At 40.0% G+C, this 15695-nt stretch carries 11 protein-coding genes and 4 tRNA genes; 14 read left to right on the forward strand and 1 reads right to left on the reverse strand.

Features of this window, described 5'->3' with window-relative positions:
- Positions 1–177 precede the first annotated feature (177 nt).
- From AC3ANV_RS00130 to rlmH, 13 genes are all read left to right on the forward strand, one after another.
- A complete protein-coding gene (locus AC3ANV_RS00130) occupies positions 178–1470 on the forward strand; it encodes an adenylosuccinate synthase (protein WP_488311688.1) in 1293 nt (430 codons plus the stop codon).
- Positions 1471–1743: 273 nt separating this feature from the next.
- Positions 1744–1819: transfer RNA gene (locus AC3ANV_RS00135), tRNA-Lys, on the forward strand.
- A gap of 38 nt (positions 1820–1857) precedes the next feature.
- Positions 1858–1929 (forward strand) — tRNA-Glu (locus tag AC3ANV_RS00140).
- Between the two features lie 71 nt (positions 1930–2000).
- Positions 2001–2077: transfer RNA gene (locus AC3ANV_RS00145), tRNA-Asp, on the forward strand.
- A gap of 163 nt (positions 2078–2240) precedes the next feature.
- Positions 2241–2313: transfer RNA gene (locus tag AC3ANV_RS00150), tRNA-Phe, on the forward strand.
- 618 nt (positions 2314–2931) lie between these two features.
- Positions 2932–3642, forward strand: coding sequence for a response regulator YycF (yycF, locus tag AC3ANV_RS00155; RefSeq protein ID WP_488311689.1), 711 nt, complete (start codon positions 2932–2934; stop codon positions 3640–3642).
- A gap of 8 nt (positions 3643–3650) precedes the next feature.
- Positions 3651–5474 (forward strand): cell wall metabolism sensor histidine kinase WalK, encoded by a 1824-nt coding sequence (gene walK, locus AC3ANV_RS00160; RefSeq protein WP_488311690.1) that lies wholly within the window; start codon positions 3651–3653, stop codon positions 5472–5474.
- The gene (locus AC3ANV_RS00165) at positions 5474–6793 is read left to right on the forward strand and encodes a YycH family regulatory protein (protein WP_488311691.1); all 1320 of its coding nucleotides are present in this window, start codon (positions 5474–5476) and stop codon (positions 6791–6793) included. Before walK ends, AC3ANV_RS00165 begins: the two co-directional genes overlap by 1 nt.
- Positions 6780–7574 carry a two-component system regulatory protein YycI gene (locus AC3ANV_RS00170; protein ID WP_488311692.1) on the forward strand — a complete coding sequence of 265 codons (795 nt, stop codon included), beginning with the start codon at positions 6780–6782 and terminating at the stop codon, positions 7572–7574. Before AC3ANV_RS00165 ends, AC3ANV_RS00170 begins: the two co-directional genes overlap by 14 nt.
- Positions 7575–7580: 6 nt before the next feature.
- Positions 7581–8375, forward strand: a complete 795-nt coding sequence (locus AC3ANV_RS00175; protein WP_488311693.1) for an MBL fold metallo-hydrolase — start codon at positions 7581–7583, stop codon at positions 8373–8375.
- Positions 8376–8965: 590 nt separating this feature from the next.
- Positions 8966–10204 (forward strand): S1C family serine protease, encoded by a 1239-nt coding sequence (locus tag AC3ANV_RS00180; RefSeq protein WP_488311694.1) that lies wholly within the window; start codon positions 8966–8968, stop codon positions 10202–10204.
- A 139-nt stretch (positions 10205–10343) separates the two neighbouring features.
- Positions 10344–10502: a CxxH/CxxC protein gene (locus tag AC3ANV_RS00185; protein ID WP_488311695.1), complete on the forward strand. Its 159-nt coding sequence runs from the start codon at positions 10344–10346 to the stop codon at positions 10500–10502.
- A 101-nt stretch (positions 10503–10603) separates the two neighbouring features.
- On the forward strand, positions 10604–11083 hold the full coding sequence (rlmH, locus tag AC3ANV_RS00190) for a 23S rRNA (pseudouridine(1915)-N(3))-methyltransferase RlmH (RefSeq protein WP_488311696.1): 480 nt from the start codon (positions 10604–10606) through the stop codon (positions 11081–11083).
- 1341 nt (positions 11084–12424) lie between these two features.
- Here the strand turns inward: rlmH and AC3ANV_RS00195 are convergent.
- Positions 12425–13804: an NAD-dependent malic enzyme gene (locus tag AC3ANV_RS00195; protein WP_488314353.1), complete on the reverse strand. Its 1380-nt coding sequence runs from the start codon at positions 13802–13804 to the stop codon at positions 12425–12427.
- Between the two features lie 429 nt (positions 13805–14233).
- Between AC3ANV_RS00195 and AC3ANV_RS00200 the strand changes: the two genes are divergently transcribed.
- Positions 14234–15622 (forward strand): amino acid permease, encoded by a 1389-nt coding sequence (locus AC3ANV_RS00200; protein ID WP_488311697.1) that lies wholly within the window; start codon positions 14234–14236, stop codon positions 15620–15622.
- The last annotated feature ends 73 nt before the right edge of the window (positions 15623–15695 follow it).

Here is a 15695-nt window from a genome sequence, read left to right on the forward strand (position 1 = left end):
CTCAAATTTTGAGGCTGGTTTTTTTATATAGTTCTAATTTAGTATTTTACGAACATATTTTTATAGGCTTGTATAAAATGTTCGTGTTTTGTTGACTTTTTTGTAGGAAAATTGATAAACTATGTAATGGATTAAATAAGATACTCAATTTAAGCATAAATTTCGGAGGTGCCTTTAATGTCATCAGTTGTGGTTGTTGGTACACAGTGGGGAGACGAAGGAAAGGGAAAAATAACGGATTTTCTTTCTGAAAATGCAGAAGCAATTGCTCGTTATCAAGGAGGCAATAATGCAGGTCACACCATTCAGTTTAATGGCGAAACCTACAAATTGCATTTAATTCCATCAGGGATTTTTTATAAAGAAAAAATTTGTGTCATCGGTAATGGAATGGTCGTTGATCCCAAGGCGCTTGTTACGGAGCTTGCCTACTTGCATGAAAAAGGGGTTACAACAGATAACCTAAGAATCAGCAATCGTGCCCATGTTATCCTTCCATACCATATTAAGCTTGATGAAGTAGAGGAAGAGCGTAAAGGTGCTAATAAAATCGGCACAACCAAAAAAGGTATTGGCCCTGCTTATATGGATAAGGCAGCTCGTGTCGGTATCCGCATTGCAGATTTATTAGAACGTGACGTGTTTGAAGAAAAGCTTGAGCAAAATCTTAAAGAGAAAAATCGCTTGTTCGAACGAATTTATGAGACAACCGGTTTTAAGAAAGAAGATATTTTAGACGAGTATTATGAATACGGACAGCAATTTAAGCAATATGTTTGTGATACATCTGTTGTATTGAATGATGCCTTGGACGAAGGCAAGCGTGTTCTTTTCGAAGGCGCACAAGGCGTAATGCTTGATATTGACCAAGGAACATACCCATTTGTTACTTCATCAAATCCGGTTGCCGGCGGAGTAACCATTGGCTCCGGCGTTGGTCCATCTAAAATTACCCATGTAGTCGGCGTTTGTAAAGCGTACACTTCCCGTGTTGGAGATGGTCCGTTCCCTACAGAATTGAATAATGAAATCGGTCATCAGATTCGTGAAGTAGGACGTGAATATGGTACAACAACAGGACGTCCCCGCCGTGTTGGCTGGTTTGATAGCGTCGTTGTCCGCCATGCCCGCCGTGTCAGCGGTTTAACTGACCTGTCACTCAATTCTATTGATGTTTTAACCGGTATCGAAACCTTAAAAATCTGTACGGCTTATAGCTACAAAGGTGAACATATTACAGAATATCCGGCAAGCCTAAAGATATTAGCTCAGTGCGAACCTGTTTATGAAGAACTGCCAGGCTGGACAGAAGATATTACAGGCTGCAAATCATTAGATGAACTGCCTGCTAATGCACGTCATTATGTAGAGCGTGTCACACAGCTCACAGGGATTCCGTTAACTACTTTCTCTGTCGGTCCCGACCGTAACCAAACAAATGTCGTCCGCAGCCCTTGGAGACAGATTTAATCAATAATAAGAAGCCCTCCTTTCAAGAGGGCTTTACTTTTTTTAAAAAAATTTTTTAAAAAAATTTTTTAAAAAAGTATTGCTTAATTTTTAATATGTATGATATTATAAAAAGCGTCGTTACAAACGAGATAAATTAGTATGAGCCATTAGCTCAGTTGGTAGAGCAACGAGCGAAGCTTCGTGAATAAGCTGCGAGTTGCGAGAAAGCTCGTAAGAGATTTCGAGCATCTGACTTACGATAATCAAAGTTTAGGAAACAATTCTAATTTTGAGCCATTAGCTCAGTTGGTAGAGCATCTGACTTTTAATCAGAGGGTCGAAGGTTCGAGTCCTTCATGGCTCACCAAATTTTTTTGCATTAGCAAAATAACTTTCAATATGTATGGCCCCTTGGTCAAGCGGTTAAGACACCGCCCTTTCACGGCGGTAACACGGGTTCGAATCCCGTAGGGGTCATCGGCATTTGGCTGGTCAGTAAGTGACTGGCAAGGACGGTCTCCTTGCTGACTGCCATAATTTATATATTTGGTCCGGTAGTTCAGTTGGTTAGAATGCCTGCCTGTCACGCAGGAGGTCGCGGGTTCGAGTCCCGTCCGGACCGCCATTTTTCATACATAGTTAAGAATACGGCTCAGTCGGTAGAGCACGATCGAATAAACGACTGTGAATAAGCATCGGCGTACCCATCGAGCAGCTGCTTGAATAAGCTTTCTGAGATGGGGACGAAGGTAAAACTTCAAACAAGGTTTAGGACATATTAATAATACGGCTCAGTAGCTCAGTCGGTAGAGCAAAGGACTGAAAATCCTTGTGTCGGCGGTTCGATTCCGTCCTGAGCCATCCCAAAAAGAAGCTTGCAAATGTAAGCTTCTTTTTTATGCCAACCATCGTAATAGTTTTGTCGTGAATAATCCGGTAACTAACAAAAGATCCGCGAATTCTATCCTATTTTATAAAATAGAGTCTATTCCTCGGAAACGACTAAAAATCCTTTTTTTATAGGGATTTGAACCTATCTCTTCGCGAATAATCGCATGAGAAAATGAACCTGCTTTCTTTTCCGCTAAATATCATAAAATGTCAGCTATTATACAATTTTGTTACATTATAGCGACTGATAATTTTTTTTATAAAAACTATGTTAAAGTATAGTAGTCTAAAATTCCGGAAAATTCCCTCGTAGATATAAAGAACTAGTTAAGAGAGTTAATACCGTAATTTAGGTATATAAAAATGGCGGCTTTCAAAACTCGCTTTCCTAGCTCAGATAATACCCAAAATAGTCTCTAGTCAATACTAGAGACTTTTTACATGTATTCCGGGTTCCGGGAGCTTTCGCATTTCTTACAATTACTACCTGCTGCTAATAGATGAATTAAAGCTTATAAAATGGTAAAGTAAAATAGAGTAGGTATGACTGTTATATAAAGATATTTTTAATATAAAGGAGCAATGGGTATGGAAAAGAAAATTCTTGTTGTTGATGATGAAAAGCCGATTGCGGATATTTTGCAGTTTAACTTAAAAAAGGAAGGTTATGATGTTTATTGCGCCTATGATGGAAACGAGGCGCTAACGATGGTTGAAGAAATCCAGCCTGACTTAGTTCTCTTAGATATCATGCTTCCGCTAAAAGACGGAATGGAAGTTTGCCGTGAAGTCCGTAAAAAATATGAGATGCCGATTATTATGCTAACGGCAAAGGATTCTGAAATTGATAAGGTGCTTGGCCTTGAACTTGGGGCAGATGATTATGTGACGAAGCCCTTTAGTACCAGGGAATTAATTGCACGCGTAAAAGCAAACCTACGCCGTCATCAGCAAATTATTGCCCAGCCGGATGCGGAGACGGAAACAAACGAAATTGAAATAGGCTCACTGGTGATTCATCCTGATGCCTATGTGGTTTCTAAGCGTGGAGAAACGATTGAATTAACCCATCGGGAATTTGAGCTGCTGTATTATTTGGCTAAACATATTGGACAGGTCATGACGAGGGAGCATTTGTTACAAACTGTTTGGGGCTACGACTATTACGGTGATGTAAGGACGGTTGATGTAACGGTTAGACGGTTACGGGAAAAAATTGAGGATAGCCCGAGTCATCCGACATGGATTGTCACTCGCAGAGGAGTAGGATACTATTTGCGGAATCCTGATCAGGAGTAATAGCCTTCATGAGAAAAGTCGGTTTTTTTCGTTCCATACACGTTAAATTTGTCATCATCTATGTCCTGCTAATTTTAGTTGCCATGCAAATTATTGGAGTGTATTTTGTCAAACAGCTAGAAGAAACCTTAAGGACGAATTTCCAGACTTCTTTAAAAGCACGTGTTAACTTGCTTGCTTATAATATTGTTCAAGAGATGGAAAAAGAGCGGACAGCAGACGATCCGACTCTGGAAGCGGACGTTAAGAAAATTCTAAGGGACTTTTCAGCTGTTGATATTTCTGAAGTTCGGCTAATTGACGGCAGATCATTAAAGATTATTGGAACATCGGATCCCAATAATCAAGGACTGGTCGGTCAAAGGACTACCGATCTTAGAATCAAACAATCCTTGGTTTTAGAAGAAGACCAAAGCAATATTTTAATTGACCCAAGGACAGGGCATCGAATTTGGGTCCTCTCCACTCCGATTAAATCAGGTAAAAAGGTAATCGGAGCAATTTATCTTGTTGCAAAAATAGAAAATGTCTTCGAACAAATGAAGACCATTAATCGTATTTTTGCAACAGGAACGGCAATCGCCTTATCGATTACGGCTATTTTAGGTATTTTATTAGCCCAAACCATTACGAGACCAATTGCTGATATGAAAAAGCAGGCACTGGCAATGGCAAAGGGTAATTTTTCGCGAAAAGTAAGAGTATATGGTTTTGATGAAATTGGGACATTAGCCATCACCTTTAACAACTTAACCAAAAAGCTTCAGGAAGCACAGGCAATGACAGAAGGAGAAAGAAGAAAGCTCTCGTCTGTCCTCTCTTATATGACAGATGGCGTAATTGCAACCGATCGAAAGGGTCGGGTTATTTTAATTAATGATCCCGCAGCAGAGATGCTTGATGTTTCACGTGAAACAGTCCTCTCTCAGCCAATTGTTTCTTTATTGGGGTTAAGTGATACAAATTCCTTCGAGGACCTGCTGGAAGAAAAGGATTCTTTAATCTTGGATTATAGTACAAAAGCGAAACGCTATATTCTCCGAGCTAACTTTTCTGTTATTCAAAAGGATACCGGATTTGTGAATGGCTTAATTGCTGTTCTTCATGATATTACGGAACTGGAAAAAATTGATGCTGAGCGAAGAGAGTTTGTAGCCAATGTATCCCATGAGCTAAGAACGCCGTTAACTTCAATGAGAAGTTACCTGGAGGCCCTTGCTGATGGTGCCTGGAGAGATGAAGAAATAGCTCCCAAATTTTTAGAGGTGACCAAGACGGAAACCGAAAGAATGATTCGGATGGTCAATGACCTGCTTCAACTATCGAAAATGGACAGCACAGATTATCGGCTTAATAAAGAATGGGTGAATTTTGTTACTTTCTTTCATCGCATTATCGACCGCTTGGAAATGGCAAAGGATTCAAATGTCACCTTCAAAAGACAACTGCCCCCTCATGCCATCTTTGTTGAATTGGATGAAGATAAGATGACACAGGTACTTTATAATATTATTTCAAATGCTATTAAGTACTCACCGGAAGGAGGACAAGTTACCTTCTCTATTAAAGAGGAAGAAGAAAAAATTATTGTCAGTATTTCCGATGAAGGTATGGGAATTCCAAAAGAAAATATCGGAAAAATCTTTGACCGTTTTTACCGGGTTGATAAAGCAAGGACCCGAAAATTGGGCGGAACGGGGCTTGGTCTTGCTATTGCGAAAGAAATGGTGAATGCGCATGGCGGGACAATATGGGCAACGAGTGTGGAAGGAAAAGGAACGGTTATTTCTTTTTCACTGCCATACGAGCGATTTGAAGAGGATGAATGGTGATGAGATACGAAAATATTAAATCAGCTATTTTAGTCATACTCGTGTTGTTTAGTATTGTGTTGACATGGAATCTTTGGACGTACCAGCCCAATTATGAAACGATGCAAAACAGTAATTATGTTGCAGAGGTCAATGTAAGTGAAAAACAAGAAGTCCAAAAAATTGTTACACCGGATCAAGTTCTATACCATATTAAGGGTGCACATTACGGAACCAACAGCACCACAGACCTTGAAAAAATAATCAAAGAATTGAGTCTTTGGACGTTCTATGATGTTAAAAATTATTCCGATAAAGCCGGTAATATAAACGAATTGACGCATGGAAATGGCAACACTGAAATTGTTTTTCCCGGTGAGGTGCCGATTGAATTATATCGGAGCGTTCTCAATTTTAAGGAAAAAAAGATCCCTTCTTTTAATTTTGATCGGATTATCATCAATGTAGAGAATTCTGATAAGGAAAATGGAATTGTTTATTTTGTTTCCACTATTAATCAGCAGGTTTATATAAGTCATATATCACCGGCCTATCTCAATAATTTTTATCATAATTTTTATAAAAATGCAGAACGGTTCCCGCGCTACTTTGCTTATGCTTCACCTAAGCGGACCATATTTTTGCCTGAGAAGGAAACGGATATGATGCAGTATAAATATTTGCCGGTAACTCTGCCATCAGAAGATTTCAAGGACGCCCTTTTCAGCGACCCAAGCTTTGTTCAAAAAAGCTTTATCTCACAGGGTGAAGAGTACACAAACGGTTCAAGTAAAATGACAGTGAATTACGGCAGCAATATGCTGATTTATGTTAATCCAACTGCGGAGAATGATTATATTGAAAAACCCTATGAGCTGTTAAAGCGAAGTATTGATTTTGTCAATGAGCATGGCGGATGGTCTGACTCTTATCATTATGTAGCTAAAAATGAAACGAACGGTTCTGTAACTTTCAGGCTATATAGTATTGATGGGTTCCCTGTCTTTAATGAAACAGGACTTTCAGAAATTAACGAGGTTTGGGGCAAAGATGAAATTAATAAATATGTCCGCCCAAATATTTCTTTAGAGCTCCCATTAAGGACTGAAATGCAAAAGATGACCCTCCCATCCGGTCATGATGTAATAAAGTACCTGCAAGGCCGTAAGAATTTTAGGCCGGAGCTTCTTGAGGATCTGGTGTTGGGCTATCGAATGGGAAGAGATTCAGAAGAGAAAAAATTAATCCTCTTAGAACCTGCCTGGTATTACCGTTATGATAAAACATGGGGGCAGATTTCAATGGACGACCTGGGAGGATTAAAGCATGGATTGGAGTAAAATTAAAACGATTTTTATCATAACCTTCTTAATCCTGGATGTTTATCTCTTATATCAATTCTTGAAAATCCGTGATGCCAATAAATATGAAGTCATAACGGAGGCCTCTGTCGAAGAAAAACTTAAGGCCGATGAAATTCAATATGTCGAGCTTCCGAAAGCAGTGATTAAAGATCAATATTTGAGTGCAAAACCGAAGCTTTTCAATAAAAGTGATATTTCTAAGTTAAAGGGGCAAGTTGCCACGGTAAAGAATGGAACCACGATTGAGTCAGTATTGGAAAAGCCGGTGCAAATTAGCTCAAAATTTGAGCCTGCCGACCTTTCGAACTTTATTAAGGACAACCTTCTTTATGGTGACCATTATCAATTTTGGGAGAAAAGCGATAAATTGAATACCATTACTTATTTTCAAGAAAATGATAATTATCCATTTTATAAAAATATCAATGGGATGATCACCTTCAAGCTGAATTCAGATGACCAAATTGTTTCCTATGAACAAACGTATCTTGAAGAGATTGAAAAACTTACGGCAAAAGAGGAAATTCTCCCTCCATTAAAGGCGATAGAAACATTGCATCAAAAGGGACTGCTGAAACCTAAGAGCAAAATCACAAAAATTGAACTCGGGTATTCGACCTTGATCCAGCTCGCTGCCTCACAAGTTTTAGCTCCAACATGGCGCTTTGTGGTGGATGATAAAGAAAGTCTTTTTGTAAATGCGTTTGAAGGTCAGATTATTCAATTTAACAGTGATGAAAAAAAGTCAGTGGAGTGAAATAGTATGTCATTACGTTACAGCGTCTTAGCAAGCGGCAGTACGGGGAATGCACTGTATGTAGAGTCTGATGAGCATTCATTCCTTGTTGATGCCGGGTTCAGCGGGAAGCAAATGGAAGCTCTTTTCGGGCAAATTGACCGTGATATTAGTAAGCTTACCGGAATATTCGTCACGCACGAACACAGTGATCATATTAAAGGAATTGGTGTGCTTGCACGTAAATATAAATTGCCTGTTTATGCAAATGAATTGACATGGCGTGCCATGGAAGGACTAGTTGGTGAGATTCCAACTGACCAAAAGTTTATTTTCAATATGGAAACGGTAAAAAGCTTTGGGTCAACAGATATCGAATCATTTGGAGTATCACATGATGCCGCTGAACCTATGTTTTACGTTTTTCATCAAGGCGGGAAAAAACTGGTTCTAATCACGGATACAGGGTATGTCAGCGACCGGATGAAAGGGATTATCTCCAATGCCGAAGCGTATATTTTTGAATCGAATCATGATGTTCAAATGCTGAGAATGGGAAGATATCCATGGAACATTAAGCGAAGAATCTTGAGTGATGTCGGTCATGTTTCCAATGAAGATGCTGCAATTGCCATGAGTGAAGTAATCGGTGACAACACCAGGAGGGTCTACCTTGCCCATTTAAGTCTTGATAATAATATGAAAGACTTGGCGCGAATGTCCGTATCACAAACACTGCAAAGCCAAGGATTAATTGTTGGTGAACACTTTGAGCTATACGATACAGATCCGAAAACACCAACGATATTGACCGCAGTATAGAGTTTTATGTATACAAAGAAATAATCCGGGAATAAAGAGTGAAGAAGCAGCTAATAAGCCTCTTCACTCTTTTTTTATAAAAGGCTATGTTAAAGCTCATTGTTGATTTAGCTCACTATGTTGATTGGAGCGGAAGGCACGAGACCCCAGCGGGAAAAGCGGGTCAAGGGAGACCCCGCAGGCGCTTAGCGAGGCCACTGAAAAAGTCCAAGATATTTTGCAATAGGTGATTCCCTGAAAAAACCATCCCCACTATTGACTGAAAAATCGATGAAAACCATTTTCCTCTCCCTACTTTGATGGTGAAAAACGCAATTTTTTGGGATTTTAGTTGGCAGGAAATCTCATTATTAGCAGAAAAGGACTTTTTCAGTGGCGTCCGCTTAGCGCCGAGGAGGCTCCTGACCGCCCGCGGAAAGCAAGTGCCTGGAGCGGAAATCAACAGGCAAATTTAAAAGAGCCTTTATAAAAAAGAACAAACTATGAAAAAGTTGGGAGATTTTTATAAATTTTAATATCAAGGAGTATAATTGTTTATATAAGCCAAAATAGTAATTAGCAATCTTTTCGAAAGAGAGGAATGGTGTAAAGTGGGTTATTATGATGATCATTCTCAGGGGCGCTATAAGGAACAGAAAGGAAGCAAAGGCAGGTATTTTATTACCAGTTTAGCGGGTGCTATTATTGGTGCAATAGTAGTCGTTCTTGCCATCCCAACATTGTCTAACCAAGGATTCCTTCCGTATAAAATTCAAACGAATCAAAACCTTGGTGCAGAAACAAATAATACGAATCAAGGTATCAACACGGAACAGGTTTCTGTTAAAGTTAGTACCGATACGACAAAAGCGGTTGATAAAACCGGTGCAGCGGTAGTCGGAATCACCAATATCCAATCAACAAACTTTTGGTCAGACAATGGAAACAACTCCAAGCAAGCGGCCGGGACGGGCTCAGGAGTCATTTATAAAAAAGAAGGTAATAATGCGTTTATTGTAACGAATAACCACGTTGTAGAAGGAGCAACAAGCTTAGAGGTAAGTTTAAACGACGGGACAAAAGTTCCGGCAAAGCTTCTGGGCACTGATATATGGACAGATTTAGCGGTACTGCAAATTGACGGAAGCAAAGTAAAGGAAGTTGCTGAATTCGGTAATTCTGATGTCCTAAAATTAGGGGAACCCGTTATTGCCATTGGGAATCCACTTGGCCCTACCTTCTCAGGGTCTGTAACGGAAGGTATTATTTCAGGGCTTAAGCGGACAATTCCTGTCGATATTAACGAAGATGGCGTGATCGATTGGCAAGCGGAAGTTTTACAAACGGATGCCGCAATTAATCCCGGTAACAGTGGTGGAGCACTCCTCAATATAGCCGGCCAGGTTATCGGCATTAATTCCATGAAAATATCCCAAGAGGCTGTTGAAGGAATCGGCTTTTCGATTCCAATAAATTCAGCAAAGCCGATTATTAACGATCTTGAGCATTATGGCAGTGTGAAACGTCCATATATGGGAGTCGATTTAAAATCGGTTTCCGAAATTCCTGCTTACTATCAACAAGAAGCTCTTAAACTTCCCGGAAATATTACCTATGGTGTAGCGCTTCGTCAGGTAGTGCCAAACTCGCCGGCCGCTCAGGCAGGATTAAAAGAGCTGGATGTCATCGTAGAATTGGATGGAGAAAAAATAAAGGATGTCATTGATCTTCGGAAACATCTGTATCAGAAGAAGAAAATCGGCGAAACGATGAAGGTGAAGTTTTACCGTGCAGGAAACTTACAAGAAACAACCTTAAAATTAGTTGCGGATACTTCTTCACAAAAATAGGAAAAAAGGCAGGAATGTGACGTTCCTGCTTTTTTCTATGGTAATATGATTGAGGTATCCGGCCTTTGTATTGGAGCAGATGCAAAAGTATAAAATAGGGCTAAAGGAAATGATTTTAGTATGGAAGGTGAAATGAATAATGATATATTGCTGTGAGGAACATGTGGATATTGCTTTAGATACGATTGTGGATGAATATGAAACATTTCCGTTATTAACAAAAATTCCTGTGGATAACTTATCAACAAGCTGTGAATATTGTCGAAATATGGCTACATATGTTGTGGCGAACGAGTGATCCCATACAAGATGTGGATAAAAAATGTGGACATGTGGATAACTTCTGTGGATATCTTGTTTGTAAACTGTTTGTAATCTTTTTGAAAAGGGTTGTGGATTGTGAATATCTCGATTGTGACGGTTGGCAAATTAAAAGAGAAATATTTGAAACTTGGTATTGATGAATATTTAAAAAGATTATCGGCATATGCGAAGGTGGAAATTATCGAGGTTGCAGATGAAAAGGCCCCCGAAGAATTAAGTGAGTTGGAAATGCTGCAGGTAAAGCAAAAAGAGGGTGAAAGGATCTTAGCAAAGATAAGCCAGGATACATATGTGATTGCTTTAGCGATTAACGGGAAAATGCAATCGTCAGAAGAGCTTGCCAAGACATTGGATAAATTAGCTACATACGGAAAAAGTAAAATTGCCTTCATTATCGGCGGATCACTGGGGCTAAGTGAGGAAGTATTGAATAGGTCGAACGAACAGCTGTCTTTTTCAAAAATGACCTTCCCCCATCAACTCATGAAACTCATACTTGTGGAACAGATTTACCGTGTTTATCGGATTAATCGCGGGGAACCGTATCACAAATAGAGGCGGTTTTTATATTAAATAATTACCCTGAACTATTAGCTTTTATCGCTGGAATTTGAATGCAAGTCCCATTCGGACAGGACAAGGTGAAAAGAGAGTGGTCATGTCCGAAAGCAGGTCTCATTCGGACAAGGGACTAAGAAAAAAGCGTGATCGTGTCCGAAAGCTGATCTTATTCAGACAGTGCAAGGCGGAAAAAGCGTGAACATGTCTGAAAGCAGGTCTCATTCGGACAGGACAAGCTGGAAAAAGAGTGATCATGTCCGAAAGCAGGTCCCATTCAGACAGGTCAAGGAGAAAAAAGAGTGATCGTGTCTGAATGCAGGTACCATTCGGACAGGGCAAGGTGGAAAAAGAGTGATCATGTCTGAAAGCAGGTCTCATTCGGACAAGGGACTGAGAAAAAGGCGTGAGCCAGTCCGAAAGCAGGTCTTATTCAGACAGTGCAAGGCGAAAAAGGCGTGATCGTGTCCGAAAGCAGGTCTTATTCAGACAGTGCAAGGCGAAAAAGGCGTGAGCGTGTCCGAAAGCAGGTCTCATTCAGACAGTCCAAGGAGAAAAAAGCGTGATCGTGTCTGAAAGCAGGTCTTATTCAGACAGTGCAAGGCGAAAAAAGCGTGAGCGTGTCCGAAAGCAGGTCTTATTCAGACAGTGCAAGGCGAAAAAAGCGTGAGCGTGTCCGAAAGCAGGTCTTATTCAGACAGTGCAAGGCGAAAAAAGCGTGATCGTGTCCTAATGAGGGTATCATTCGGACAGGTCAAGGAGAAAAAAGGGTGATCGTGTCCGAAAGCAGGTACCATTCGGACAGGACAAGGAGAAAAAAGCGTGAACGTGTCTGAAAGCAGGTCTCATTCGGACAAGGGACTGAGAAAAAGGCGTAAGCCAGTCCGAAAGCAGGTCTTATTCAGACAGTGCAAGGCGAAAAAAGCGTGATCGTGTCCGAAAGCAGGTCTTATTCAGACAGTGCAAGGCGAAAAAAGCGTGATCATGTCCGAAAACAGGTCTTATTCGGACAGGACAAGCTGGAAAAAGAGTGATCATGTCCGAAAGCAGGTCTCATTCAGACAGTGCAAGGCGAAAAAAGAGTGATCATGTCCGAAAACAGGTCTTATTCGGACAGGACAAGCTGGAAAAAGAGTGATCATGTCCGAAAACAGGTCTCATTCAGACAGTGCAAGGCGGAAAAAGAGTGATCATGTCCGAAAGCAGGTCTCATTCGGACAAGGGGCTGAGAAAAAGGCGTGAGCCAGTCCGAAAGCAGGTCTCTAAAACTTCTTTATCATAAAAAATGCCTGTTCCCATTCAAATCGGGCCAGGCATTTTTTATATCATTCTATTTGTTTACTTACGCTGTTCTTTCCGTGCGACTCCTGTTTGATACGCTGCTTTCATTACTGCTGCACGTACACCCTCTACTACCTTATCATTAAATACACTTGGAATAATATAGGACTCACTTAGCTCTTCATCGGAAACAACGGATGCAATTGCTTGAGCAGCCGCTACTTTCATTTCCTCGTTAATTTCACTCGCGCGGCTATCCAGTGCACCGCGGAAAATCCCCGGAAAACAAAGAACATTATTAATTTGGTTTGGAAAATCAGACCGGCCTGTCGCTAAAACCCTAACATATGGTTCAGCTAATTCAGGATCAATTTCAGGCATAGGGTTTGCCATCGCAAACACGATTGGATCTTTCGCCATTGTCTTTACATCTTCAACAGTTAAAATCCCTGGAGCTGATACACCAATAAATACGTCGGCTCCAACAATCACATCTGATAAAGTACCTTTTAGATTGTCCGGATTGGTTATCTTGGCATAATCATTCCAATACTTATTTTCATATTCTGTGTCACGGTGAATGGCTCCATGCCTGTCAACCCCAATAACGTTACGAACCCCGGCTGATAAAAGAATTTTGGTGCAAGCAATACCGGCTGCACCGATACCGGTGAAGACCACTTTAATATCTTCTATCCTTTTCTTCGTGATTCTTAATGCATTTAAAAGTCCGGCTAGAAGAACTACCGCTGTTCCATGCTGGTCATCATGAAATACAGGGATATCGAGTTCATTTTTTAACCTTTCTTCAATTTCAAAGCATCTTGGTGCTGAAATATCTTCTAAGTTAATTCCTCCAAAGGCCGGGGCGATCGCTTTTATCGTACAAATAATTTCTTCTGTATCCTGAGTGTCAAGGCAGATAGGAAAGGAATCAACATTAGCCAGCTGCTTAAAAAGCATCGACTTCCCTTCCATTACCGGCATGGCCGCAGACGGGCCAATATTGCCCAGACCAAGAACAGCGGTCCCGTCGGAGATGACAGCAACTGTGTTCCGCTTGATTGTTAAGGAATAAGCTTTTTCCGGTTCCTCGGCAATGGCTGTACAAACATTTGCGACACCGGGCGTATATACTCTTGCCAAATCCTCCCGGCTCTTAATCCTGGTTTTAAGTGCAGTCTCTATTTTCCCGCCAAGATGCATCAGAAAAGTCCGGTCAGAAATTTGCAATACTTTGACACCTTTCAGCTTTGGAAGCAATTCACAAATAAGTTCCCTTTGCTTTACCCCATGAACATTTATTGTGATATCACGAATCGATTGGGTTTTACTTGAGGATATTACGTCGACCCCAATAATATCTCCGCCTGCAGCGCTTATACAGCTTGCAATTTCCCCAAATGAAAAAACCTGTACATCTAATTGTAAACGCATAATCGTATGCGTACTGGCACCTGTTCCGATAGACACTTCCAATTCCTCCTCTATGGTTGTAGTTAATAAAATCTTTTATGAAAATGGAGTTGTAAATAAATCCCGTTTATGTCCAATTTTCTATTATGTATATGGATATAAACGAGTGTGGACCTACAAAAAAATCATTCTTTTGTTCGTTCTATTATAGTTAAAATATCGAACTCATTATAACATAGGAAAATAGACTAGAACAGAAAAAAGTACGCGAATTGAATACAATACCTTGATTTTTCGTAATACGGATTTATAATAACTTATATAAATACGCGTTTTGCGGAAAAAGTGATTGTTTTTCCGCTATAGAGATGTTGCTTATGAAGAAAATTTTATTGCTTCCGCCTGTGGAACAATGGGTGTTGTAGCAGTTAGTGGAGGAGAGGAAACAAAGTGGCAAATAAAGAACTGAAGAGAGGACTGGAATCGCGACATATTCAGATGATTGCTCTGGGCGGTACAATTGGCGTTGGTTTATTTATGGGCTCAGCAAGTGCGATTCAGTGGACAGGACCATCCGTACTCCTTGCTTATGTCATTTCCGGAATTTTTATATTTTTCATTATGCGTGCCATGGGGGAAATGTTGTATGCAGAGCCCAGTACAGGTTCGTTTGCAACATTTGGTTATAAGTATATTCATCCATTAGCAGGCTATTTAACTGCATGGAGTAACTGGTTCCAATGGGTTATTGTCGGGATGTCAGAAATTATTGCCGTCGGGGCGTACATGCAATATTGGTTCCCCGATCTTCCTGCTTGGATTCCGGGTTTAATTGCAATGGTGATTCTTGGAGCGGCAAACTTAATTTCAGTTAAATCATTTGGTGAATTTGAATTTTGGTTTTCATTGATTAAAGTCATCACCATCGTCTTAATGATTGTGGCAGGATTTGGTCTGATTTTCTTCGGAATTGGTAACGGAGGAGTTGCAACCGGATTATCAAACCTTTGGAAAAATGGAGGTTTCTTTACAGGCGGTTGGACAGGATTCTTCTTTGCTTTATCACTTGTTATTGCAGCTTATCAAGGTGTCGAATTAATTGGGATTACAGCAGGTGAAGCAAAAGATCCGCAAAAAACGTTAACGAAAGCTATTCAAAGTATCATTTGGCGTATTTTAATTTTTTATATTGGTGCAATCTTTGTTATTGTAACGGTTTACCCATGGAATCAATTACATTCAATTGGCAGCCCATTTGTTGCAACTTTTGCGAAAGTGGGGATTACAGTAGCAGCAGGAATTATTAACTTTGTTGTCATCACTTCTGCAATGTCCGGTTGTAATAGCGGTATTTACAGTGCAGGCCGTATGCTTTACACATTAGGCATAAATGGACAAGCACCAAAAATTTTTATGAAACTATCTCATAATGGTGTGCCTTTATTCGGTACCATTGGTGTACTAGTTGGTTTAGCGGTTGGCGTTATTCTAAGTTATATTGCACCAAAAAATTTATTCGTATATGTTTACAGCGCGAGCGTACTTCCCGGAATGATTCCGTGGTTTGTTATTCTGATTAGTCAAATTCAATTCAAAAAAGTAAACGGTGCTAAAATGGACAATCATCCATTCAAAATGCCTTTTGCACCTGTATCCAATTTCATGACAATTGCTTTCTTAGTTATGGTATTAATAGGTATGTGGTTTAATACAGATACTCGTATATCTCTTATTGTAGGGATTTCTTTTCTTGGTATCATTACCATTAGTTATTATGCATTGGGAATAGGGAAGCGTGGAGCGGCAAATGTTCCAACAGATGATAAATGGGTTTCTTAAACGATAATTAACTTTGTTTGATTTTGTTAGAGTAAGGTTTGCCTGGAAAATCAATAAAAATAATATAAAAAAA

It is taken from the genome of Neobacillus sp. DFD-2R, assembly GCF_057747865.1.